This is a genomic window from Curtobacterium flaccumfaciens, from assembly GCF_018598405.1.
Lineage (GTDB): Bacteria > Actinomycetota > Actinomycetes > Actinomycetales > Microbacteriaceae > Curtobacterium > Curtobacterium aurantiacum.
In genome coordinates this window covers 20258-43993 of sequence record NZ_JAHEWS010000001.1, presented here as the reverse complement: position 1 = coordinate 43993, position 23736 = coordinate 20258, and the positions used below count along the sequence as shown (strand labels likewise).

Annotated in this window: 20 protein-coding genes; 16 read left to right on the top strand and 4 right to left on the bottom strand. The window is 71.1% G+C overall.

Annotated elements, in window-relative coordinates; genetic code table 11:
- Positions 1 to 86 precede the first annotated feature (86 nt).
- The gene (locus tag KK097_RS00210; protein WP_214543476.1) at positions 87 to 1886 is read left to right on the top strand and encodes an ABC transporter ATP-binding protein; all 1800 of its coding nucleotides are present in this window, start codon (positions 87 to 89) and stop codon (positions 1884 to 1886) included.
- 37 nt (positions 1887 to 1923) lie between these two features.
- Positions 1924 to 2352: a DUF805 domain-containing protein gene (locus KK097_RS00205; RefSeq protein WP_214531506.1), complete on the top strand. Its 429-nt coding sequence runs from the start codon at positions 1924 to 1926 to the stop codon at positions 2350 to 2352.
- Positions 2353 to 2400: 48 nt separating this feature from the next.
- Here the strand turns inward: KK097_RS00205 and KK097_RS00200 are convergent, their stop codons facing one another.
- A complete protein-coding gene (locus tag KK097_RS00200; RefSeq protein ID WP_307858314.1) occupies positions 2401 to 2775 on the bottom strand; it encodes an MGMT family protein in 375 nt (124 codons plus the stop codon).
- 14 nt (positions 2776 to 2789) lie between these two features.
- Complete coding sequence (locus KK097_RS00195; RefSeq protein ID WP_027466669.1) at positions 2790 to 3245, bottom strand: GNAT family N-acetyltransferase; 456 nt, start codon at positions 3243 to 3245, stop codon at positions 2790 to 2792.
- A gap of 85 nt (positions 3246 to 3330) precedes the next feature.
- Between KK097_RS00195 and KK097_RS00190 the strand changes: the two genes are divergently transcribed.
- From KK097_RS00190 to KK097_RS00180, 3 genes are all read left to right on the top strand, one after another.
- Positions 3331 to 4584, top strand: coding sequence for an ROK family transcriptional regulator (locus KK097_RS00190; RefSeq protein ID WP_214531507.1), 1254 nt, complete (start codon positions 3331 to 3333; stop codon positions 4582 to 4584).
- Positions 4585 to 4710: 126 nt separating this feature from the next.
- Positions 4711 to 5652: a hypothetical protein gene (locus KK097_RS00185; protein WP_214543318.1), complete on the top strand. Its 942-nt coding sequence runs from the start codon at positions 4711 to 4713 to the stop codon at positions 5650 to 5652.
- 275 nt (positions 5653 to 5927) lie between these two features.
- Complete coding sequence (locus KK097_RS00180; RefSeq protein WP_214543317.1) at positions 5928 to 8348, top strand: lamin tail domain-containing protein; 2421 nt, start codon at positions 5928 to 5930, stop codon at positions 8346 to 8348.
- Between the two features lie 160 nt (positions 8349 to 8508).
- Here the strand turns inward: KK097_RS00180 and KK097_RS00175 are convergent, their stop codons facing one another.
- Complete coding sequence (locus tag KK097_RS00175; protein WP_214543316.1) at positions 8509 to 9021, bottom strand: hypothetical protein; 513 nt, start codon at positions 9019 to 9021, stop codon at positions 8509 to 8511.
- A 301-nt stretch (positions 9022 to 9322) separates the two neighbouring features.
- Here KK097_RS00175 and KK097_RS00170 point away from each other — a divergent pair, with 301 nt between their 5' ends.
- The 7 genes from KK097_RS00170 (at position 9323) to KK097_RS00140 (ending at position 18772) form a co-directional block, all read left to right on the top strand.
- Positions 9323 to 10681: an extracellular solute-binding protein gene (locus KK097_RS00170; protein ID WP_214543315.1), complete on the top strand. Its 1359-nt coding sequence runs from the start codon at positions 9323 to 9325 to the stop codon at positions 10679 to 10681.
- 107 nt (positions 10682 to 10788) lie between these two features.
- Positions 10789 to 11739: a carbohydrate ABC transporter permease gene (locus tag KK097_RS00165; protein WP_017888131.1), complete on the top strand. Its 951-nt coding sequence runs from the start codon at positions 10789 to 10791 to the stop codon at positions 11737 to 11739.
- A gap of 5 nt (positions 11740 to 11744) precedes the next feature.
- Positions 11745 to 12638, top strand: coding sequence for a carbohydrate ABC transporter permease (locus KK097_RS00160; RefSeq protein ID WP_371836703.1), 894 nt, complete (start codon positions 11745 to 11747; stop codon positions 12636 to 12638).
- A 121-nt stretch (positions 12639 to 12759) separates the two neighbouring features.
- A complete protein-coding gene (locus KK097_RS00155; RefSeq protein ID WP_214543314.1) occupies positions 12760 to 15843 on the top strand; it encodes an alpha-mannosidase in 3084 nt (1027 codons plus the stop codon).
- A 328-nt stretch (positions 15844 to 16171) separates the two neighbouring features.
- Positions 16172 to 17131, top strand: coding sequence for a hypothetical protein (locus KK097_RS00150; protein WP_214543313.1), 960 nt, complete (start codon positions 16172 to 16174; stop codon positions 17129 to 17131).
- A gap of 47 nt (positions 17132 to 17178) precedes the next feature.
- A complete protein-coding gene (locus KK097_RS00145; protein WP_214543312.1) occupies positions 17179 to 17919 on the top strand; it encodes a histidine phosphatase family protein in 741 nt (246 codons plus the stop codon).
- Positions 17909 to 18772, top strand: coding sequence for an NAD(P)H-hydrate dehydratase (locus KK097_RS00140; protein ID WP_214543311.1), 864 nt, complete (start codon positions 17909 to 17911; stop codon positions 18770 to 18772). The genes KK097_RS00145 and KK097_RS00140 overlap by 11 nt, the downstream gene beginning before the upstream one ends.
- 138 nt (positions 18773 to 18910) lie before the next feature.
- Here the strand turns inward: KK097_RS00140 and KK097_RS00135 are convergent, their stop codons facing one another.
- Positions 18911 to 19348 (bottom strand): YdeI/OmpD-associated family protein, encoded by a 438-nt coding sequence (locus tag KK097_RS00135; protein ID WP_214543310.1) that lies wholly within the window; start codon positions 19346 to 19348, stop codon positions 18911 to 18913.
- Between the two features lie 180 nt (positions 19349 to 19528).
- Here KK097_RS00135 and KK097_RS00130 point away from each other — a divergent pair, with 180 nt between their 5' ends.
- Genes KK097_RS00130 through KK097_RS00115 form a run of 4 tightly spaced genes read left to right on the top strand, consistent with a single transcriptional unit; the run spans position 19529 to position 23653 of the window.
- Entirely contained in the window at positions 19529 to 20674 is a 1146-nt protein-coding gene (locus tag KK097_RS00130) for an ABC transporter substrate-binding protein (RefSeq protein WP_214528797.1), read from the top strand.
- A 5-nt stretch (positions 20675 to 20679) separates the two neighbouring features.
- Positions 20680 to 21669, top strand: coding sequence for an ABC transporter permease (locus KK097_RS00125; protein WP_250896300.1), 990 nt, complete (start codon positions 20680 to 20682; stop codon positions 21667 to 21669).
- On the top strand, positions 21666 to 22586 hold the full coding sequence (locus KK097_RS00120; protein WP_214543308.1) for an ABC transporter permease: 921 nt from the start codon (positions 21666 to 21668) through the stop codon (positions 22584 to 22586). The genes KK097_RS00125 and KK097_RS00120 overlap by 4 nt, the downstream gene beginning before the upstream one ends.
- Positions 22583 to 23653 carry an ABC transporter ATP-binding protein gene (locus KK097_RS00115; protein WP_214528794.1) on the top strand — a complete coding sequence of 357 codons (1071 nt, stop codon included), beginning with the start codon at positions 22583 to 22585 and terminating at the stop codon, positions 23651 to 23653. Before KK097_RS00120 ends, KK097_RS00115 begins: the two co-directional genes overlap by 4 nt.
- Positions 23654 to 23736: the final 83 nt, after the last annotated feature.

Sequence of the window (23736 nt, the reverse complement as noted above, 5' to 3'; positions counted from 1 at the left end):
AGAACCTGCCGGGAGGCACGGCGTCCGTCCCGCAGGAAGCTCCGGACGAGCAGTCTGCCGCGCCCGTCACCGCCTCGATCACCACCATGGGCGTGCGCGGCGAGGAGCGTGAGGACTTCACGAAGGCCGAGAGCAAGCGCCTGCGGCGCCGCTCCCTCGCCCTGCTCGGGTCCCTCGCCGCACCGCTGAAGCTCCGGCTGGTGCTGCTCGGCATCGTGGTCGTGGTCTCGACCGCGGGCACCGTCGCTGGTCCGGCGCTCATCGCGTGGGGCATCGACAACGCCCTGCCCGCGGTGATGGACCAGAACGACTGGGTGCCGGCGTTCGGGGTCGTCGCGACGTACATCGTCGTGGCCGTCCTCGGTGCGGTGTTGACGGCCTGGTACACGGTGCTCGCGGCACGGATCAGCCAGGCGATCCTGTTCGACCTGCGCAAGCGCGTGTTCCTGCACACGCAGCGGCTGTCGCTCGAGTTCCACGAGACCTACACGTCGGGCCGGATCATCTCGCGCCAGACGAGTGACCTCGACTCGATCCGCGAACTGCTCGACTCCGGGCTGAACCAGCTCATCCAGGGCGTGCTCTACATGGTGTTCACCGCCGTGGCCCTGGTGCTGCTCGACCCGACGTCCGGGCTCGTGCTCGCGGTGTCGCTCGTGCCGCTCTGGTTCCTGATCCGCTGGTTCCAGACGAACTCGCAGACGCTGTTCCGCTCCACCCGTGTCACCTCGGCGCGCGTGATCGTGCACTTCGTCGAGACGATGACGGGCATCCGCGCGGTGCAGGCGTTCCGCAAGGAGTCCCGCAACCGTGACGAGTACGGCGGCTTCGTGGAGGACTACCGGGTGGCGAACACGAAGGTGTTCAACCTGTTCGGGACCTTCGACCCGGTGCTCGTGCTCATCGGCAACGCGACGCTCGCCGCGGTCGTCATCGTCGGTGGCTTCCGGATCGTCGGCGGGACGCTGGAGGTCGGTGCGCTGCTCGCGGTCGCGCTGTACGCCAAGCGGTTCTTCGACCCGGCGCAGGAACTCGCGATGTTCTACAACGGGTACCAGTCGGCCTCGGCGGCGATGGAGAAGATCTCCGGCGTCCTCGAGGAACGGCCGAGCGTGCCGGACCCCGTGAAGCCGACCCGTCTGGCGGACGCCACCGGGAAGATGGACTTCGACGACGTCGTCTTCGCCTACAACAAGGGCAAGGTCGTGCTGCCGGAGTTCGACCTGCACATCCCGGCGGGGCAGACCATCGCCCTCGTCGGGTCCACCGGTGCGGGCAAGTCGACGCTCGCCAAGCTCATGGCGCGCTTCTACGACCCGACCCAGGGCTCGGTCAAGCTCGACGGTGTGGACCTGCGCGACCTCGACACGAAGGACATGCGCCGCGCGATCGTCATGGTCACACAGGAGGCGTACCTGTTCTCCGGCACCGTCGCGGACAACATCGCGCTCGGCAAGCCCGGGGCGTCGCGCGCGGAGATCGAGGCGTCGGCCAAGGCCGTCGGCGCGCACGAGTTCATCATGGCGCTGCCCGACGGGTACGACACCGACGTGAACAAGCGCGGTGGTCGTGTCTCGGCGGGCCAGCGGCAGCTGCTCTCGTTCGCGCGGGCGTTCATCGCGGACCCGAAGGTGCTCATCCTCGACGAGGCCACGGCGTCACTCGACATCCCCTCGGAGCGACTGGTGCAAGAAGGTCTGGAGACCCTGCTCGCCGACCGTACCGCGGTGATCATCGCGCACCGGTTGTCCACCGTCGCGATCGCGCACCGGGTGCTCGTGATGGAGCACGGGAAGATCGTCGAGGACGGCACCCCCGCCGACCTCATCGCCGGCACCGGGCGGTTCGCCCAGCTGCACGCGGCCTGGCGCGACTCGCTCGTCTAGGCCCCGGTCGGGCTGCACCACGTGGTTGGCTTGCTCCATGAGCAACGACAGCGTGGTGCAGCCCGGCGGCGTCGCCCTGCACGACCCCTTCTACGGTGCCCCCTTCGCCGAGGCCGTCCGACGGTTCTGGAAGAAGTACACCGTGTTCACCGGGCGGGCATCGCGCGCCGAGTTCTGGTGGTGGTGGCTGACGTCGTTCGCGATCGGGCTCGTGCTGCAGCTCGTCCCGCAGGTGTTCACGCCGGACACCCCGGTGCTCGAGAACCCCGTCGGCTCGTACCTGTTCATGCTGTGGGTGCTCGCGACGCTCATCGGCTCGCTCGGCCTCGGCGCCCGACGCCTGCACGACGCGAACCTGTCCGGCTTCTGGCAGTTCCTGCACATCGTGCCGGGCATCGGCTCGCTGATCGTGTACGTCCTGTGCCTGCTGCCCGCGAACCCGAAGGGTGCGCGCTTCGACCGCTGACGGTCGGTCGGTCGGCCGATCCGCCGGCCGACCCGCGTCGCCGGGGGATCAGAACGGGTCGTCCGCATCCGTGGCGGGCGACCAGCGCGCACGACGCATGTCGAGCCTCCAGGTCGACGTCCCCTGCACGAGCGGCGTCCCCTCGGCGCGGTAGTGCTCGAGTGCCCTGGCCTCGTGGTGCAGCGGCGGGTGCCCACCCGCGCGCACCACGCGCCACCAGGGCAGGTCGGCACCCTCGTGCGCCATCACCTTGCCGACGGCCCGCGACGCCCGCGATCCGAGGGCTGCTGCGACGTCGCCGTACGTCATGACGTGGCCGGGCGGGATCATCCGGACAACCTCGGCGACGGCGGCGCCGAAGTCGACGGCCGCCCCGGACTCGCTGACCGTGGCGTCGGACGGCGCCGTGTCGTCGGAGAGCACGTCGTCGGAGCGTGCTAGAGCGTCAGGACCGCGAAGTGGTCGCCGTACTGGGTCTCGCGCACGACCTCGAAGCCCACGGCGCGGAAGAACGCCTCGGGGCTGTCGTCGCCACCCGGCTCGTACACGACCGTGAGCCGCTCGAACCCACGGCTGCGGGCCTCGTCCGCCAGGCCGTGCACGGCGAAGCGGCCGACACCGCGGCCCTGCGCGCTGGCCGCCACGTTGACGCGCCAGATGCAGCTGCGCAGCTCTTCCTGCGCGTTGTCGGCGTCGAACGAGCCGATGATCAGGCCGAGGACCTCGTCGTCGTCGAGGACGACACGGGTCCACGCGGAGCTCGGCTTGACGTCGGACTCGGCGACCCCGTAGGTGGTCGGCTGCACGAACTGTTCCTGGCCCGGCTTGAGCGTCAGGGAGTTGGCCGCGGCAGCGGTCTTCGCGGAGAGTTCTTCCAGGCGCAGGTCGGACATGCGGCCAGGCTAACGGTGCGACCCCTGTGGGGGCCAGTGACGACGGCAGACCGAGACCGCACCGTTGTCACGGTATCGTCGCGGCATGGCAGAGCATCGACGGGGAGCGAACCTCCCGTCGATCGGCGGGTTCAACCGCACCGTGGTCCTCGACGCCGTCCGCCGCTCACCCGACGGCCTGAGCCGCGTCGAACTCGCAGCCCGCACGGGGCTCAGCGCGCAGACCGTGTCGAACGTCACCCGGTTCCTGATCGAGGCCGGGATGATCGCGGAGTCCGGCACCGTCGTCTCGGGTCGCGGCAAGCCCCGCACCATCCTGCGGCTCGAGCCGGGCAGCCGGTACGCGGTCGGCGTGCACGTCGATCCGGCGGTCGTCACCTACGTGCTGCTCGACCTCGCCGGCACCGTCGTGGCCGCGTCCACGACCTCGACCCCGACCGCCGACGATCCGTCTCAGGTGGTGCGCACCATCGCCTCGGCCGTCGACGGGCTCGTGGCCGACGCCGGGGTCGCCGTCGAGAGCGTGCTGGGCGTCGGGATCGCGAGCCCCGGACCCATCGACGTCGAGGCGGGCATCGTGGTCGACCCTCCGTTCCTGCCCCGCTGGCGGGACGTGCCCCTGCGCGACGCGGTCGCCGAGGCCACCGGCTACCCGGTGCTGCTCGAGAAGGACGTGACGGCCGCCGCGGTCGGCGAGATGTTCCTGGCGGGGGAGTCTTCGGCGCGGAACTTCGCGTTCGTGTACTTCGGCACCGGGTTCGGCGTCGGGCTCGTCGTCGACCACGAACCCGTGCGCGGGGTGGGCTCGAACGCGGGCGACGCCGGACACATCATGGTCGACCAGGGCTCGCTGGCCGGCACCCCGGACGGTTCGGGTACGCGCGGTGAGGTCGGTGCCGCCGTCGCACCGGACCGGCTGGTCCGGGTCGCGCGGTCGCGGGGGCTGGCGTTGTCGGGCGGCGGCGCTGCAGCCGACTCGGTCGACGCCGTGGACGCCGCGTGGGACGAGCTCGCGGCAGCCATCGCCGCCGGGGACGACACCGCCGTCACGCTCGCCGCCGAGGCCGGCACCGTGATGGGCAACGCCGTCGTCCTCATCGTGAACCTGCTCGACGTCGACCGCGTGGTGTTCGGCGGGCCGTTCTGGTCCCGCATCGCGAGCGCCGCCCTGCCGGCGGCGCGGACCGCCATCGTCGGGTCGCCGCTGCTCGTGCCGAAGCACCCGGTGCAGGTGGTCGAGAGCGACCGTGGGGCCGACGTCGCCGCGGTCGGTGCCGCGTGCCTGGTGCTCGACGCCGCCCTGTCACCGCGGGCGAGCGCCCTCCTCATCCGGCGCTGACGACGCGGTTCATCGGGCGCTGACGGCGCGGTCGGCGGGCGGCCTGGCCGGTCGGTGTGGACCGCCACGGCCCGCTACGCTGCGGAACGATGATCCGCCAGGTGCGCGGAGGACGGTGGGGGACGCATGACGGACAGCACGGACGACATGAACGGCACGATGGATCCGCGGTGGGCGAAGGTGCGCCCGCTCGTGTTCCGGACGATCATCGGCGCGGTCGTCGCCGCGGGCCTGGTCGGCATCGCCGCGGTGCTGCTCGGTGACTTCGGCATGGTCGCGGTGCAGCTGCTCCTGACGATCGTCGTGGTCGTCGTCTTCGCGCTGCTGTCCTGGTACGACGCCGACGTCTCGTCCAGGCGGTCGGGGACGTTCGCGTTCGCGAGCATCGCCACGTCGATGTACCTGCTCGTCGCCGGCCTGTACAAGGTGTGGATCGTCCCCACGGGGGTCGACGGTGACGGCATCTGGTTCGTCGTGGAGCACTTCTGGCACTGGATGTGGCTCGTCGGCGTCGCACGCGTGGCGCTCCTGCACGTGCACCTGCTGCTCGTCATCCACCGGCGCTACCCGACGCCCGCTCTGCAGGTCGTCGCCAAGGCCACCGTCGGCGTGATCGCCCTGCTCGCCCTGCTGCTGTCGATCCCGCTGCTCGCACCGGACGTCGACTACGCGCGGGGCTACTGGCGACTCGTCTGGGTGGTCGTGATCCTCGACCTGCTCGGGACCGTCGTGGTCCCGCTGAGCAACGCGCTGTTCCGCCCGCGGGGCGCCCTCCCGTCGGCGACGTGGCCGGTGCCCGAGCAGCAGCCGGCGTGGAGCTCGACGCCGACGCCGGCCGCTCCCGCACCTGCACCCGAGGTCCCGCTGCCGCCCGCTCCCGCACCTGCGCCCGCTCCCGCCTCCACCCCCGGTCCCGCGCCCGAAACGGTCGTCGCGTCCGACGGGCGTCGCTACGCGTCCCGTCCGTCGGCCTCCCGCGCCCTGGCCTGGCCGCGCTACGTCGACGGCACGCCCCTGCCCGCACTCCCCGACGGCACTCCGGACTTCTCGGAGGTCACCGAGCGCTGACACCTCGAGCAACACGTGTGCAGAAGACGTCGGGTTCGCCATGCGGACCCGACGTCTTCTGCTCACCATGTGCGGTAGGCGCGACCGCAGGGCGGACGGGAGGCGCGGTGCGGGGCCGCCCCGCGCCTCCCGTCCGCCCTCCGTGCGTCCAGAGCGCCGGGCGCGGCCCGGGGACACCGCGCGTTCACCGACCGGCCACCGGCCGGACGCCTGGGTGCTGAACAGTCGTGCAGGTCCCGCCCTCCTCTTCCCCGAGCACCCGAGAAGGACCCTGCATGCGCGCTCCCGCCCTGCGCCCGCCCACACTCCGCATCGGCGCCGCCATCGCGGCCGCCCTGGTCGTCGCCACCGGTGTCGTCACGGCCAGCCCGGCGCTCGCCGCCGTCGGGGACGACGACCCGGCCGTCGGGGCCGTCGCGGCCAACGGCCTCGTCGTGAACGAGGTCGAGTCGAACGGCGACGACACCGACTGGGTGGAGTTGAAGAACACCTCGGGCGCCGCGATCGACCTGACCGGGTACGCGTTCCTCGACAACGACAGCTCGCACGACGCGTACGTCCTGCCGAGCGGCTCGACCATCGCCGCCGGCGGGTACTTCGTCGTCGACCAGCTGTCCGCGACCGCCCCGGGCTTCGACTTCGGACTCGGCGGCGCCGACACCGCACGCCTCTACGACCCCGCCGGTGACCTGGTGCTCCGGTACGCGTGGACGACCCACGCGGGTGTCACCTACGGTCGCTGCGCCGACGGCGTCGGGGCACTCGTCGACACCACGGCCTCGACCAAGGGCGCGGCGAACGACTGCTCCTCACCGGTGCGGATCAACGAGGTCGAGTCGCAGGACGGCACCCCCGGCGACTGGGTGGAGCTGACCAACACCGGCAGCACCGCCGTGGACCTGGGCGGGTACGTGTTCAAGGACAGCGAGGACGACCACGCCTCCACGATCCCCGCGGGCACGACCGTCGCGGCCGGGGGCTTCACGGTGCTCGACGAGTCGGACTTCGGGTTCGGACTCGGCAAGGCGGACTCCGCCCGGCTGTTCGATGCCCGGGGCACGGCCGTGGACTCGACCTCGTGGACGGCGCACGCGAGCACGACGTTCGGCCGCAACCCCGACGGCACCGGTGACTTCGCCGAGACCTCGGCACCCACGAAGGGCCTGGCGAACACGTTCGCCGGCGTCGTCACCGCCGAGGTCTGGCCCGGCGGCCCGGACGAGACCGTGCTCGACGACGAGGCCACCTTCACCGGTGACCTGAGCGGCCTCGACTGGACGACGTCGAAGTCCTCGCGGGACGGGCAGCTCTGGGCCGTGCAGAACGGTGACGGGCTGCTCTACCACCTGACCTCGGACGGCACCGGTGGCTGGGCGCCGTCGAACGCCGCCGGCGCCGACCTGCGCTACGCCGACGGCACGGGCACCCCGGACGCCGAGGGCGTCACCGTCACGAGTGACGACCCCGGTGCCGTCTACGTGTCGACCGAGCGGAACAACGACGTGTCGAGCACGAGCCGCCCGTCGGTCCTGCGCTACGCCACCACCGACGGCTCCGAGGCAACGCTCCGGGCGACCGACGAGTGGAACCTCGCGGCGGACTTCCCCGGGCTCGGCGCGAACGCCGGGCTCGAGGGCATCACCTGGATCCCGGACGCCTGGCTCACCGCGCACGGCTTCACCGACGAGCGCACCGGTACCGCCTACGCGCCGTCGGCCTACGCCGGGCACGGCGAGGGCCTGTTCTTCGTCGGGGTCGAGGGCACCGCGAGCGTGTACGCCTACGCCCTGATGGACGACGGGTCCTCGGCACGGGTCGCCACCATCGCGACGTCGCTCGCCGTGGTCGCCGACGTGCAGTTCGACCCGACGCTCGACGCGCTCTGGGTGGTCTGCGACGAGGTGTGCTCCGGCCGCACCGCGCTGTACGAGGTGACGGACGGGGCCTTCGCCGCCTCGACGCTGTACGAGGCGCCCTCGGCCGCCGACCGCACGCTCGCCAACGAGGGCTTCGCGATCTCGGGCGTCTGCACCGACGGGGAGCGCCCGACGTTCTACGCGGACGACAACGACACGGACGGGTTCTCGCTCCGCACGGGGACGTACCCGTGCGAGGGCGGCGACACGGACCCGGGCACCGACCCGACGCCGGTGCCGACGCCGACGCCGACGCCGGGTGACGGCGGTCAGACGCCGACCCCGAGCCCGACCCCGGGTGGGACGCCGACCGGTGGCCCGACGACCGGCCCCTCGGCTGCGCCGGTCGTGCCGGTGGCACCGTCGGAGTCGCTGTTGACGGAGGCGAACCGTGGTGGGGTGTCGGCTCCGGCGTCGGCTCGTGCGGGGGAGACGATCACGGTGACGGTGGGTACTGCGTCGGCCGGTGACACGGTCAACGTGTGGCTGTTCTCGACCCCGACGCTGATCGGCACGGCTACGGTCGCTGTTGATGGGACGGTTCGGGTGACGATCCCGGCGGACACGGCAGCTGGGGTGCATCGTCTGGCGGTGACGGCTGCGGACGGGAGTCTGATCGGGTGGACCCCGATCACGATCACGGTTGATGGTCCGTTGGCGTTCACGGGTGCCGAGGGGCTCGGTGCCGGTGCGCTGGTGGCGTTCCTGCTGCTCGCGGCGGGTGCGGGTGCGGGTGTGCTGATCGTGCGTCGCCGACGTCGGGCTGCGGCTGCGGAGTAGTCCCCACGCCCCACGGGGGTGGATGGTGTGCAGCAATGGTCGGGTCCGCAGTGGGGACCCGACCATTGCTGCACACCATGGGTGGTGGAGGCGCCCCCAGGGCGGCCTGGAGGCGCGGTGCGGGGCCGGCACGCGCCTCCAGGCCGGTGGGTGGTCGCGTTCAGTGTTCGGCGTCGTGCATGGTCTGGTCGTCTTCCTGACCGGGGATCGCGTCCTTCGTGGTCCAGCCGTACCAGCGGCCGTCGATCTCGGTGACGGCGCGACCGTCGCCGCAGGTGACCAGGCCCTTCGTCGGGAGCTCCTCCGGCATGAAGTCCGCGGTCATCGCCGTGCCGCCGTACGACTCGTCGAGCGGGGTGCAGTCGTCCACGTCGACGCCGTCCTTCGACGCGAACCCGATGACGTAGCCCGGCTGCGAGGCGTGCAGGCGGACGTCGATGTCCTTCGCGTCCTTCGGCACCCACTTCGGCATGAAGAACGCCAGGTCCTCCGACTCGCCGGAGCGCGGGGCGTCGGAGTACGTGGCGAAGTGCTTCTGCGGGGTCTTGTTCGGCACGATGTCCTGGATCGCGCTGCAGCCGGCGGTCAGCAGCAGGGCGGTCACTGCTGCGGTGGAGGCGAGGGCGATCCGGAGGGTTCGGCGGGCGGTGGTGGGGCGCGTGTCGGTGCTCATGGATCCAGTCTCGTGACCGAGCGGCGGCTGAAACATCACGCGCGCACCCGGAAGTGGCCGGGGGTTACCCCCACCCGCGGCGCCGACGTCTGCCGAGGAGTGCTGAACGCACGCGATGGGAAGCGGAATCGGGCGTGCCTGGTCGAAACTTCCGACCCGGTACGCCCGATTCCGCCCGGTACGCCCGATCCGACCCGGCACCCGCCCCAGAAACTCCTTGACACGGTTAAGTCAATACGGTGGACTAATCTTGCGCGCGGGCGATGATGCCCGCGGACATCACCCGTGCAAAGGAGCACCGATGAAACGCACCCGCATCATCGCCGGACTCGCAGCTGTGGCCGTGGCCGCAGTCGGTCTGGCTGGCTGCTCGAGCTCGGGGTCCGCCTCGAGCGACACGATCAAGATCGCGTACCAGAAGTTCGGCGCCTTCCAGCAGCTCGACGCCCAGATGAAGGTCGTCAAGAAGCAGTACGAGAAGGACAACCCCGGCAAGAAGGTCACCCTCGTGCCCATCCAGGCGCAGGGCAACGACTACTACACGAAGCTCGCGCTCATGAACAAGGCGCCGGCGACCGCCCCGGACGTCATGTACGAGGACACGTTCCTCGTCAAGGCCGATGCCGAGGCGGGCTACCTGCTGCCACTCGACGAGTACACGGACAAGTGGGACGAGTGGGACCAGTTCTTCGACAACGCCAAGCAGGCCGGGCAGGGTGACGACGGCAAGATCTACGGCGTCCCGATGGGCACCGACACCCGAGCCCTCTGGTACAACAAGGACATCTTCGAGAAGGCCGGACTCGACGTCCCGTGGAAGCCGAAGACGTGGGACGACGTACTCGCGGCGGCGAAGACCATCAAGGAGAAGCAGCCCGACGTCATCCCGTTCAACATCTACTCGGGCAAGGCGCAGGGCGAGGCCTCGACCATGCAGGGCTTCGAGATGCTCCTGTACGGCGCCGACGGCTCCGGCAACACCCTGTACAAGGACAAGAAGTGGGTCACCGGCTCGAAGCAGTTCGAGGACTCGCTCAAGTTCGTGGAGGACGTCTACCAGGGCGGCCTCGGCCCGACACCGCAGCAGGCGCTCGACACGAACGTCGGCACGACCATCGCCCAGACGTGGCTGCCGGAGGGCAAGCTCGCGATCGACCTCGACGGTTCGTGGCAGTCCGGCACGTGGCTGGAGTCCGGCACCGCGCCGTGGCCCGAGTGGAACGACGTGATGGGCCAGGCACCCATGCCGACGCAGAACGGGCAAGCCCCGGGCTACAACTCGATGTCCGGTGGATGGACGCTGGCGGTCGGCGCGAAGTCGAAGAACCCGCAGGCGGCGTTCGACTTCATCACGAGCTTCCTCGACAAGGACGGTTCGCTGAAGTACGACACCGAGAACAGCCAGATCGCCGTCCGGAAGGACGTCGCGGACGACCCCGCCTACACGGCGGCGAACCCGACGTTCAAGTTCTTCTCGGGGCTGGTGGAGAACACCAACTTCCGCCCGGCGACGAGTGACTACTCGCAGGTGTCCAACGCGATCCAGGTCGCCATGGAGGCCGTCATGACCGGGCAGCAGTCGCCGAAGGAAGCGGCAGCCGCCTACGACGAGGCCGTCACGCAGGTGGTCGGCAAGGAGAACACCGTCTCCGCTGGTTGACGGACGTCACCCACTGACGGCCGGGAGGCGCGGGGCGGTCCCGCACCGCGCCTCCCGGCTGCCTTTCCCCACCTTCGGAACCCCTCCGCACCCGGAAGGCACCCATCGTGTCCAGCACCCCCCTCGCGCCGACGCTGTCGGCGCCCGGTGCGCCCAAGCGCACCGATCCACCCGTACCGCGCAAGCGGCGACCACTGCGGAACGTCGGACGAGCGGTCCCGCTCCTGCCCGCACTGGTCCTCCTCGTCATCTTCCTGCTCGGCCCCGTCATCTCGTCGTTCTACGGGTCGTTCACCAACTCGGCCCTGACCGGCGCGAGTGCCGCCGACCAGCAGTTCGTCGGGTTCCAGAACTACGTCGAGCTGTTCCAGGACCCGGACTTCCCGAAGTCCGTCATCCTGACGATCGTGTTCCTGCTGGCCTCGGCCGTGGTGGGACAGAACGTGCTCGGCCTCGGACTGGCCCTGCTGATGCGCTCGGCGAACAAGGCCGTCCGGGCGATCGTCGGCACGTTCGTCGTCGCCGCGTGGGTCCTGCCGGAGATCGTGGCGTCGTTCGCGGCGTACGCGTTCTTCAACGACGAGGGGACGCTCAACACGTTCCTCGCGTCGATCGGGATCACCGGCGCGAACTGGCTCTACACGTACCCGATGCTCGCCGTGATCCTGGCGAACATCTGGCGCGGCACCGCGTTCTCGATGCTCGTCTACTCGGCCGCCGTGCAGGAGGTCCCCGAGGAGATCACCGAGTCAGCCGAGGTCGACGGCGCCACCGGCTGGCAGCGGCTCGTCTACATCACGCTCCCGGTGATCCGCCGGAGCATCTCGACGAACCTGATGCTCACGACGCTGCAGACCCTGTCGGTGTTCACGCTCATCTTCGTGATGACCGGCGGCGGGCCGGGCACGAACTCGTCGACCCTGCCGATCCTGGCGTACCAGGAGGCGTTCAAGTTCTCGCAGCTCGGCTTCGGGACGGCGATCGCGACCATCCTGCTCGTGGTGGGGGCGGTCTTCTCGATCATCTACATCCGAGCACTCAAGCCGGAGGTGGACTGATGGCCATGACAGCCCCGTCCCTCGACCAGACCACGACCCGCTCGGTGACGGCACCCGGGTCCATGCACATGACCTCGCCCCGCGGCCGCACGATGCGGTGGGTGTCGAACACCGTGCTGCTCGTCATCGCGGTGTGCTTCGCGGTGCCGCTGCTCTGGCTCGTGCTCGCCTCGTTCGACACCCAGGCGTCGCTGTCGGTGAAGCTGCCCTCGCAGTTCACCCTCGACAACTTCGCGAAGGTGCTCACCCCCGAGCTGTCGTTCATCCCGCTCGCGAACAGCCTGCTGCTCTCCGGCGGCACCGCGGTCGTCACCGTGGTCTTCGCGCTGCTCGCCGCGTACCCGCTGTCCCGGTACAAGATGCGGGTCAACAAGCCGTTCCTGTACAGCATCCTGTTCGGCACCGGCCTGCCGATCACCGCGATGATGGTGCCCGTCTACGCGCTGTTCGTGTCGCTCAACCTGATCGACAACGTCTGGGGCTGCATCTTCTTCCTCGCCGCCACGTCGCTGCCGATGGCGATCTGGATGGCGAAGAACTTCATGGACTCGGTGCCGATCTCGCTGGAAGAGGCGGCCTGGACCGACGGCGCCTCGATGCTCACCACCCTGACCCGCATCGTGATCCCGCTCATGCGTCCGGGCATCGCCGTCGTCTTCATCTTCGTGTTCATCCAGGCGTGGGGGAACTTCTTCGTCCCGTTCGTCCTGTTGCTCTCGCCCGAGAAGGTGCCCGCCGCGGTGAGCATCTTCAACTTCTTCGGGCAGAACGGGGCGGTGGCGTACGGCCAGCTCGCCGCGTTCTCGATCGTCTACTCCGTGCCCGTCATCGCCCTCTACGTGATCGTGTCCCGAGGCCTCGGCGGCGGCAACGCCCTCGCCGGCGGCATCAAGGGCTGATCCGCCGGCTCCCCGCCCCGCCCCGCCCCGCCCCGCAAGACACCGGTGTTCGCGCGTCGAACACCCGCGAACCGCGGTTCCGTTCGCGAACACCGGTGTCTTGCAACCAGAAAGGAAGCACATGCACCAGGACGAACCGCTCGTCGAGGCCCGGATCGCACGCCTCGTCCGCGACCGTGTCGACCCCGCCGTCCACCGCCGCTCGGCGCCGGTGACGATCGAGGCGTGGGAGGTGCCGGGCGAACCGGTGCCGTTCGACACCGCCGTCGGCGAGACGTACACACCGTTCACGGTGGGGTCGCACTGGGGCGGACGACCGTGGGGCACGACCTGGTTCCGGGTGACCGGCACCGTGCCGGCGGACTTCGGCACCGTGCCGGGGACCACCGCCGAGCTCCTCGTCGACCTGGGGTTCACCAAGCGGCAGCCCGGGTTCCAGGCCGAGGGACTCGCGTTCCGCGCCGACGGCTCCACGATCAAGGCGATCGAGCCGCGGAACGACACGGTGCCGCTCGAGGTCGGCCCGGGGGAGTCCTTCGAGCTCTGGATCGAGGCCGGGGCGAACCCGGACATCGGCGGCGACTCGTTCCAGGGTGCGACGCCGCTCGGCTCGCGCTCCACCGCCGGCGACGACCCGATCTACCGGCTGAAGGCCCTCGAGGTCGTCGAGCGCGACGACACCGTGTGGGAACTGCAGCAGGACCTCTGGGTGCTGCGCGGGCTGATGGCCGAGCTCCCCACCGACGGCACCCGCGGCGCCGACATCCTGCGGGCACTCGAACGCGCCGCCGACGCGCTCGACCCGGACGACGTCGCCGGCACGGCCGCGGACGCCCGTCAGGTCCTGGCGCCCGTGCTCGCCGTCCCCGCCAGCCCCGCCGCCCACCGCGCGATCGCCGTCGGACACGCCCACATCGACTCCGCCTGGCTGTGGCCCGTGCGCGAGACGAAACGCAAGTGCGCCAGGACGTTCTCGAACGTGCTCGACCTGATGGACCGCGACCCCGACTTCACCTTCGCCTGCTCGTCCGCGCAGCAGTACGCGTGGATCCGCGACGAGTACCCGTCCATCTGGACCCGCATCAAGCAGCGGGTCGCCGAGGGCCGGTGGATCCCGGTCGGCGGCATGTGGGTCGAGTCGGACACCAACCTGCCCGGCGGTGAGGCCCTGGCCCGCCAGTTCGTCGCCGGCAAGCGCTTCTTCCTCGAGGAGTTCGGCATCGACACCCCGGAGGCCTGGCTCCCCGACTCGTTCGGCTACTCGGGCGCCCTGCCGCAGATCGTCCGTGCCGCCGGGTCGAAGTGGTTCGTCACCCAGAAGCCGTCGTGGAACGAGACGAACGTCATCCCGCACACCTCGTTCCACTGGGAGGGCATCGACGGCTCGCGCGTCCTGACGCACCTGCCCCCGGCCGACACCTACAACTCCGACGTCTCACCGGCCGACCTGCGTCGGGGCGAACGGAACAACAAGGAGCGCGGCACCGCCAACACCTCGATGCTGCTCTACGGCTTCGGGGACGGTGGCGGCGGCCCCACCCGCGAGATGGTCGGCGCGGCACACCGTCAGCACGACCTCGACGGGTCGCCCCGTGTGACGCTCGGCACGCCGGCGCAGGTGTTCGAACAGCTCGAGGCCGAACTGCCGACGCCGGGTGTGTGGTCGGGGGAGATGTACCTCGAGTTCCACCGTGGCACCTACACGTCGCAGATCCGGACGAAGCAGGGCAACCGCCGCTCCGAGCACCTGTTGCGCGAAGCCGAGCTCTGGGCGGCGACGGCGGCGGTCCGGCTCGGCAGCGAGTACCCGTACGCCGAACTCGAGGAGGCCTGGCACACCGTCCTGCTCCAGCAGTTCCACGACATCCTGCCGGGGTCGTCGATCGCGTGGGTGTACGAGAACGCCGAGGAGGAGTACGCCCGGGTCGCCGAGGTGCTCGAGGGGCTGATCGGCAGCGCGACGACGGCGCTCGCCGCAGGCGGGATCGGGACCGGCGCAGCCGACACCGGCACCGCGAGCACGGGCGCCGCCGGTGCCGCTGACCCCGCGTCGGTCGTGCGCTTCAACGCCTCGCCGGTCGCGGCGGGGGACGTGACCGCCCTGGGGGGTTCGGTGGTCCACGCGCCGCGACCCGTGCCTCCCGTCCGGAGCGGCGACCGCTTCGTCTTCGACACCGGCGTCGTCACCGCGACCATCGACGCTGCCGGCCACGTCGTCTCGTTCGTCGACCACGCCACCGGACGCGACGCGATCGCGCCCGGCGCTGCGGCGGCGGACTACACGGTGTTCCGGGACACCCCGAACCAGTGGGAGGCGTGGGACATCGACCGCGCGTACCAGCGCAACGGCACCGTCCTGTCGGCGTCGTCCGTCGCGATCGCAGGCGACGAGCTCGTGGTGGAACGGTCCTTCGGATCGTCGACGCTCACCACGCGCTACTCCGCGGTGCAGGGCGAACCGGAGCTGACCGTCGAGACCGAGGTCGACTGGCACGAGCACCAGAAGCTGCTGAAGCTCGCGTTCCCGATCGACGTGCTCGCGTCGTCGGCCTCGAGCGAGATCCAGTTCGGGCACATCGACCGGCCGACGCACCAGAACACCTCGTGGGACCATGCCCGCTTCGAGACCTCGGCACACCGCTGGGTGCACGTCGCGGAGCCCGGGTTCGGCGTTGCGGTGGCGAACGACTCGACCTACGGCCACGACATCACGCGCGAGACCCGGCCGGACGGCGGGACCACCACGCTCGTGCGGGAGTCGCTGCTGCGCGGGCCGACGTTCCCGGACCCGGGCGCCGACCAGGGGCACCACGTGTTCCGGACGGTGCTGCGGATCGGGGCCTCGGTGCTCGACGCCGCCGACTCCGGGTACCGGCTGAACCTGCCGGTGCGGAGCGTCCCCGGGTCAGCCGAGGTCACGCCGCTCGTCACGGTGTCGTCGCCGCAGGTGTTCGTCGAGGCCGTCAAGCTCGCCGAGGACCGCTCCGGTGACGTCGTCGTGCGGCTGTACGAGGGGCTCGGCGGCCGGGCGGCGGACGTCGGGGTCTCCTTCGGGTTCGACGTCGAGTCGGTGTCGCAGGTCGACCTGCTCGAGCGGCCGGTGGCCTCGTCGTCGGGTGCGTCGGCTTCGTGGGCTGCCGAGGAGCCGGTCGTGCTGACCCTGCGTCCGTTCGAGATCGTGACGCTGCGCGTGCGTCGGGCCTGAGGCAGCGGGCCCGGCGCGCGACCGGGGAGAGACCGCGGCGCCGGACGGGACACGGGTGCGTTCCGTCCGGCGTCGTGTTGCGGGGTGCGGGGTGCGGCAGGGTGGTTTCGGGCGTGGGTGCGGGTGTGGCCGGGTGGAATCGGGCGTGCCGGGTGGAATCGGGCGTACCTGGTCGGAACTTTCGACCAGGTACGCCCGATTCCGCTGGGCATCGCGCGCGTTCTGGGAAGGAACGTCTTCCCTCCACAACCGCCCAGGCCTGGAGGCCCGTCCACAGTTCTCGACGTCGGCCCGCGAGACGGGTGGCTGGTCCGGCATCGTCACGTGCATGAACGAGTCGCTGCCCATCCTCCGAGCATCCGCCGCGCGCGAGGCCGGTCTCGACGCCACCACCCTGCGGCGCCGGACCCGGATGGCGGGGGCCCGTCGCCTCGTCCGCGTCGGGCCGAACGCCTTCGTCGAGGGGGCCGCCTGGGACGCCGCCGGGCCTCGTCAGCGGTACGTCACCCGCGTCTTCGCACGGCTCGGTCGGCTCGGCACCCGGGCGACCGCGTCGCACCAGTCCGCAGCGGCCGTGCACGGGCTCCCGGCGCTCGGCGGGTGGGACGTGGCGGTGCACGCGACGGTTCCGGAGTCGATGTACCGGGGTCGGAGCGCCGGCCTGGTCCTGCACACGAGACCCGTCGCCCGAGCGGAACGGGTCACGGTCGGTGCGGTCGCGGTCACCTCCGTCCCCCGCACCGTCGTCGACATCGCGATGGCCGGCGATCTCCGCTCGGGAGTGGTCGTCGCGGATGCCGCTCTGCACCGCGGCGTCCACACTGACGATCTCCGACGAGCGGTCCCTCCGAAGGCCCGTGCCCGCGCCCTGGCACAGCAGGTGCTCGACCTGGCCGACGGACGCTCCGGGTCACCGGCCGAATCGCTCGCGCGGGTCGTGTTCCGGGAGCTCGGGCTGCCCGCGCCGGTGCTGCAGCAGGAGTTCGTCGTCGACGGCCGTCGTTCCGCCGTGGACTTCTGGTTCCCGGACCACGGGGTCATCGTCGAGATCGACGGACGGGCCAAGTACTCCCAAGAGCGCTACCTGGGTGGCCGGAGCCCGACCGAGGTGTTCCTCGACGAGAAGCGGCGGCACGGCAGGTTGCTCACGGTGCCGGGCGTCCGCACGATCATCCGGCTGGAGTGGCGCGACCTGTTCGACCTCGAGGCGCTGGCGCTGCGCCTCCGGGCGGCGGGGCTCCCGTGCGCGGTCCGCCCGGTCCGAAGCGCTCGGCGCCGGACGGGGTGATCCCGCACCGGGGAACCGGCACAGCGCACTCTGGCTAGCGTGGCCGCATGGCAGTGCAGGAGATCTGGCTCGTCCGTCACGGCGAATCGGTCGCGAACGTCGCGGCGGCTCTCGCCGAAGCCGCTGGCGACGACGTGATCGACGTCGAGTTCCGGGACGCCGACGTCCCGCTCAGCCCCCTCGGCACCGATCAGTCCCGCGCCCTCGGGCAGGAGCTCGCCGACCGCGGGATCGACGACGTCTCCGTCGCGCTCTGGGTCTCCCCGTACCTCCGCGCACAGCAGACCATCGCGATCGCGCTCGAGGCAGCCGGTCTCGCCGAACCCGAGAAGCGGGTGGACGAACGGCTCCGTGACCGCGAACTCGGCGTCCTCGACCTGCTGACCCTGCAGGGTGTCCGCCACCGCTACCCGGACGAGGAACGCCGTCGGCAGTGGCTCGGCAAGTACTACCACCGGCCTGCGGGCGGGGAGTCCTGGGCCGACGTGATGCTCCGGCTCCGCTCGGTCCTCGGCGATGTCGAGCGGGTCGAGGGAGTGGAGCGCCTGGTGATCGCCGCGCACGACGCCGTCGTGATGCTCGCCGTCGCGGTCTGTCTCGGCCTCGACGAGCCGGCACTGATGGAGTTCGCTCGGACGCACGCCGTCGCGAACGCCTCCCTCACACGACTCCGACGCGACGACGCCGGGGCGCCGTGGGTGCTCGAGGAGTTCTCCTCGGTCGGGCACCTGGACGACGACGAGGTCACCCAGCACACCGGCCGGAAGGACGACGAACATGTCCGTTGAACCCGTCACCCCGAACTTCCTCCGCGACTGGCCGCTGCCCGAGGTGGGTGCCGGCAAGTACGGCCGTGGGCAGGTGCTCATCGTCGGCGGTGCCGCGCGGACCCCGGGCGCAGCGATGCTCTCCGCGCTCGCCGCACTCCGGGTCGGCGCCGGTCGCCTCACGCTGGCCGTCGGCCGGAGCGTCGCGAACGAGGTCGCCGTCGCGGTGCCCGAGTCCGGGGTCGAACCCCTCGACGAGGACCAGGACGGACACATCGCCGTGGGCGCGATCGAGGGCATCGCCGGGAGCGCCTCGAGCGCCGACGCGGTGCTGGTCGGGCCGGGGCTCGACGAGCCGGACGGTTCCCGCGACCTCGTGGCCGGGCTCGCCGACGTGATCGGACCGCAGACCACCGTCGTGCTCGACGCCTTCGCCCTCGGTGTCGCCGCCGATGTGCGCGAGCACCTCGAACCACTGCGGGGTCGACTGGTGATGACGCCGAACTCCGGCGAGGCCGAGCGCCTGCTCGGCCGGGAGTGCAGCGACGACGACGTGGCCGACTCCGTGGCGATCGCGAACCGGTTCGGTGCGGTCGTGGCCCTCGGCGACGCCATCGCCACGCCGCACGGTCGGGCATGGCTCAAGGGCACCGGCTCGGGCGGCCTGGGCACCAGTGGCAGCGGCGATGTCCTGTCCGGCGCGGTCACCGGGCTGCTCGCACGCGGCGCCGATCCGGCACAGGCCGTGGCGTGGGCGTCCTACGTGCACGCTGCCGCGGGCGACCGGCTCGCGGTGCAGGTGGGGCCGCTCGGGTACCTGGCGAGCGAACTCGTGACGGAGATCCCGCGGGTGCTCGTCGAGCTCGGGGCCTGAGCGCGCCCGTTCCTTCCCAGAACGCCCGCGATACCTGGTGTTTTCGGGCGTACCTGCCCAGAACTTCCGACCAGGTACGCCCGAATCGACCAGGTATGCCCGGAACGACCACCCCGCCCCAGCCCGCCCGCCCCGCCACTACCCCCGCAGGGACTCCACGACCTTCTCGATCCGCCGAGCCCGGGTCTCCGGGGCCTTCGCCTGCGTGACCGGATCGGCGAGTGCCCGCTGCCGTGAGTTCGACAGCGTGTCGAACGCCGCACGCACGCCGGCCTCCTGCAGCGCGGCGGCCAGGTCCTCCGGCAGGTCGACGGTCCGGGGCAGGGTGTCGACCTCGAGTGCGACCTCGACGGTGTCCCCGGCGGCGATCCCGGCGGCCTCACGGTGCGAGGCCGACAGCGGCACCAGGAACTGCTCGTCCATGACCCCGACGGTGGACCGGTAGGTGTAGCCCCGGTTGATCGTGACGACCACCGCGGGGCGCTTGCCGGATCCGAGCGCCTCGATGACGGACTCCGGGACGGGGAGTCCGGTCGCCGTCTTCCGTGCTTGCAGGACCGTCGTCGTGAACCGCATCCGTGCCTCCAGGCCTGGTGTGGGCGCGACCATGCGCCCAGAACGAGCAAATCGTACAGGCGCACCCGCTGTTCGGTCCCCGTTCACCGCCGCAGCACGGAGCGGATACCGGCCGCGTCCACGATCGTGCACGACCCGGACCCCCGGGACACCCCACGTTCCCACCCGAAAGGCCCACCCGTGCAGCACAAGCGCACCCTGGCCGGCATCGCCCTGGCCGCCGCCGCGATCGTCACCCTCGCCGGATGCTCGGCGACGAGCTCCGCGACCGCCGGCTCCGACGGTGACACCGACTGGAAGACCGCCACCAGCGCCGAATCCGCCGGCGGCATGGACGCCCTCGTCAAGGCCGCCAAGGCCGAGGGCCAGCTGAACGTCATCGCGCTGCCGCCGTCGTGGGCCAACTACGGCAAGATCATCGACGGCTTCACGAAGAAGTACGGCATCAAGATCAACTCCGCGAACCCGAACGGCTCGAGCGCCGACGAGGTCGCCGCCGTGAAGTCGCAGAAGGGCCAGTCCACCGCGCCCGACGTGCTCGACCTCGGCAACGCCGTGCTGCAGGAGAACCTCGACCTGCTCACCGACTACAAGGTCGCGAACTGGGACGACATCCCCACAGACCTCAAGGAGAAGGACGGTGCGTGGACGCGTGACTACACCGGCCTGATGTCGATCGGGTACGACTCGTCGAAGGTCTCCGAGGCCCCGAAGGACCTGAAGGACCTGCTCGGCAGCGAGTACAAGGGCAAGGTCTCGATCGCGGGTGACCCGACGCAGGCCAACCAGGCCGCGTCGGCCGTGTACCTGGCGGCGCTCGAGAACGGCGGCTCGGCCGACGACATCACGAAGGGCGTCGACTACTTCGGCGACCTGAAGAAGGCCGGCAACTTCCAGAACGTGCTGCCGACGCAGGCCACGGTCGCCTCGGGTGAGACCCCCGTGGTCATCCAGTGGTCGTACAACAACCTGGCGTGGGGACCGGCAGCGGGCGCGAGTGGCAACAAGGACTGGAAGACCGTCGTCCCGAAGGGGCAGGCGCTCGGCTCGTACTACTCGCAGGCCATCACCAAGGACGCCCCGCACCCCGCGGCCGCCCGCCTGTGGCAGGAGTACATCGCCAGCCCGGAGGCGCAGAACCTCTACCTGCAGGCCGGCGCCTTCCCCGCCACCCTGTCGGCGATGGAGAAGTCGGGCAAGGTCGACCAGGACGCCCTCGACGCCGCCGGTGGCGCGCCGAAGGACTACGTCGAGCTGACCGACGCGCAGGTCGCCGACGCCGCGAAGGTGCTCAAGGCCGAGTGGTCCTCGACGATGGGGTCCTGAGCAGCATGACCACGGCATCGGCAGACGCGCCCGCACCGGCGGCGAGCGGCACCGCCGCACCGCCGACGAGCGCAGCGAGCACCGTGCGCCCGGCGTCTGCGTCCGCGCCCGCCGATGCCGTCCGTCGCGGCGCCGGACCCCGCGTCCGGCGCCGCGTCGGCCTCGCCTGGCTGGGGCTGACGCCCTTCGCCGCCTACGTCCTGCTGTTCCTCGCGGTGCCCGCAGTGATCGCGATCGGCAGCGGCTTCTTCGACGGCTCCGGTGCCTTCACGTTCGCCAACCTCGCGGCCTTCGCCGACCCGTCGGTGCTGCGGGCGTTCGGCGGGTCGTTCGGCCTGTCCGCCGCCTCCGCGGTCATCGGCGCCGTCCTCGGCGCGCTCGTCTGCTGGGCGCTCTCGGCGCTGCGGCCCGACGGCCTGGTCCGGTCGATGATCGACTCGGCCGCGAGCGTCCTCGCACAGTTCGGCGGTGTGATGCTCGCCTTCGCGTTCATCGCCACGATCGGCGTGCAGGGACTCGTCACGACGTGGCTGGTCACGGTCTTCCACGTCGACCTCAACGCGGACGGCGCCTTCCTGTACACCGTGCCCGGGCTCGTGATCCCCTACGTCTACTTCCAGGTGCCGCTCATGGTCCTCACGTTCATGCCCGCACTCGAGGGCGTCAAGGCCCAGTGGGGCGAGGCCGCCGCGACCCTCGGCGCCTCGCGCCTGACGTACTGGCGCCGGATCGCGTTGCCGGTCCTGGCGCCGGCGTTCTGGGGTTCGCTCCTGCTGCTCTTCGCGAACGGCTTCTCGTCGTTCGCCACCGCGGCGGCCCTCATCTCGCAGGGTGGCATCGTGCCGCTCACGATCCGCACGCAGCTCACCAGCGAGACGCTCGTCGGGTTGCAGAACGTCGCCGGGGTGCTCGCGTTCGGCATGGTCGTCGTGATGGCGGTCGTGATGGGCGCCTACTCGCTCCTGCAGCGCCGGGCCGCCAGGTGGCAGCGATGAGCGCGGCGGCTCCGGTGGGACCGTCGCGTCCGGCGTCGGCTGCCTCCGCCCGCACAGGAGGCCCGTCCCGCGTCCGCCGCTTCGGCACGGCCCCGTCTCGTGGTGCGGCAGCGATCGTGCTCACCGTGATCGGGCTGCTGTTCGCCGTCCCGCTGGTCGCCCTGCTGCAGTTCACGTTCCGGCAGGGCACCGACGGTGGGCTGACGTTCGCGCACTGGGCGGCGATCGGCGACCCCGCCAACGCCGTCACCTACCAGCCGGTGTTCGACGGGCTCGGGGCGTCACTGCTCATCGCCGCGATCACCGTCGGGATCGTGCTGTTCGTGCTCCTGCCCGCCCAGATCATCACCGCACTGCGCTACCCGAGGCTCCGACGCGTCCTGGAGTTCGTCTGCATCGTGCCGATCACCGTGCCGGTCGTGGTGCTCGTCGTCGGGTTCATCCCCGTCTACCAGGTCGTGTCGCAGGTCTTCGGCTCCGGCGCCTGGACACTGGCCTTCGCGATCGGCATCGTCACGTTGCCCTTCGCGTTCCGACCGATCTCCGCCGCCATCACCGCGACGGACATGACCGTCCTGTCCGAGGCGGCCCGTTCCCTCGGCGCGTCGTGGTGGACCGTCACCTGGCGGGTGCTCCTGCCGAACCTGCGCCGGGGCATCACGGCCGCGTGCTTCCTCACGATCACCGTGGTGCTCGGCGAGTACACGCTCGCCGCGTTCCTCTCCCGCACCACGTTCCAGACCGCGCTCGTCCTGGTGCAGGGGACCGACCCGTACGTCGCCGCGATCTTCTCGGTCGCCGCCCTCGCGTTCGGCTTCGTGCTGCTCGTCCTCATCGGCCGCATCGGTTCCCGTCGCACGGGCCGGGTCCGCGGCACCCGAACCACCCGTCGTCCCCGTACCCAGGAGTCCGCATGACCGTCACCGCTCCGGCAGCCCCGGCGTCCCTCGCCACCACCGGTGCCGTCGTCGAACTCCACGGCGTCGAGAAGCACTACGGCACGCACCGGGCGCTCGCCGGCCTGTCGCTCCGCGTCGAGCCGGGGGAGTTCGTCTCCCTGCTCGGCCCGTCCGGCTGCGGCAAGACCACGGCGCTCCGGGCGCTGGCCGGCCTCGAGGCCATCGACGCCGGTTCGATCCGCATCGACGGCCAGGACGTCGCGGACACCCCGGTCAACAAGCGTGACATCGGCATGGTGTTCCAGCAGTACTCGCTGTTCCCGCACATGACGGTCCGGCAGAACGTCGCCTTCGGACTCGAGATGCGCCGGGTCCCCGCCGCCGAGCGCAAGAGCCGCGTGGTCGAGGCCCTCGACATGGTCCACCTCGGGGAGTTCGCCGAGCGGTACCCGCACCAGCTCTCCGGTGGACAGCAGCAGCGCGTCGCCCTCGCCCGGGCTCTGGTCACCCGCCCCCGGGTGCTCCTGCTCGACGAGCCGCTGTCCGCCCTCGACGCGAAGGTCCGGGTCTCGCTGCGCGACGAGATCCGCCGCATCCAGACCGACCTCGGCATCACGACGGTGTTCGTCACCCACGACCAGGAGGAAGCACTCGCCGTCTCCGACCGGATCGCCGTGATGCAGGCGGGCGACATCGAGCAGGTCGGCACGCCCGAGGAGCTCTACCGCACCCCGTCGTCGGCCTTCACCGCGGACTTCGTCGGCCAGTCGAACCGCCTGCAGGGCGACCTTCGCGGCGGCGACGTGTTCGTGTACGGGTTCCGGGTGCCGGCGCTCGACTCCTCGGTCGCCGACGGCCCGGTGCTCGCCTACGTCCGGCCGGAGGACATCGCCTTCGCCCCCGAGGGCATCACCGGCACCGTCGTCACCTCGAGCTTCCTCGGGTCGATCCGACGCACCACCGTCCGCCTGGACGACGACACCGTCGTGACCGTCCAGCACGAGGTCGGCGACCGCCGTGCGGCCGGCGACCCGGTCGCCGTGCGCCTGCTCGGCGCGCCGGTGGCGGTCGCGCCGCTCGCGTAACCGCGACGACGTTTCGCGCTGCGCGACAGTCCACGCGCGACCAGGCGCGTGGACTGTCGCTGCGCCCGAAACGTCGGGGGACG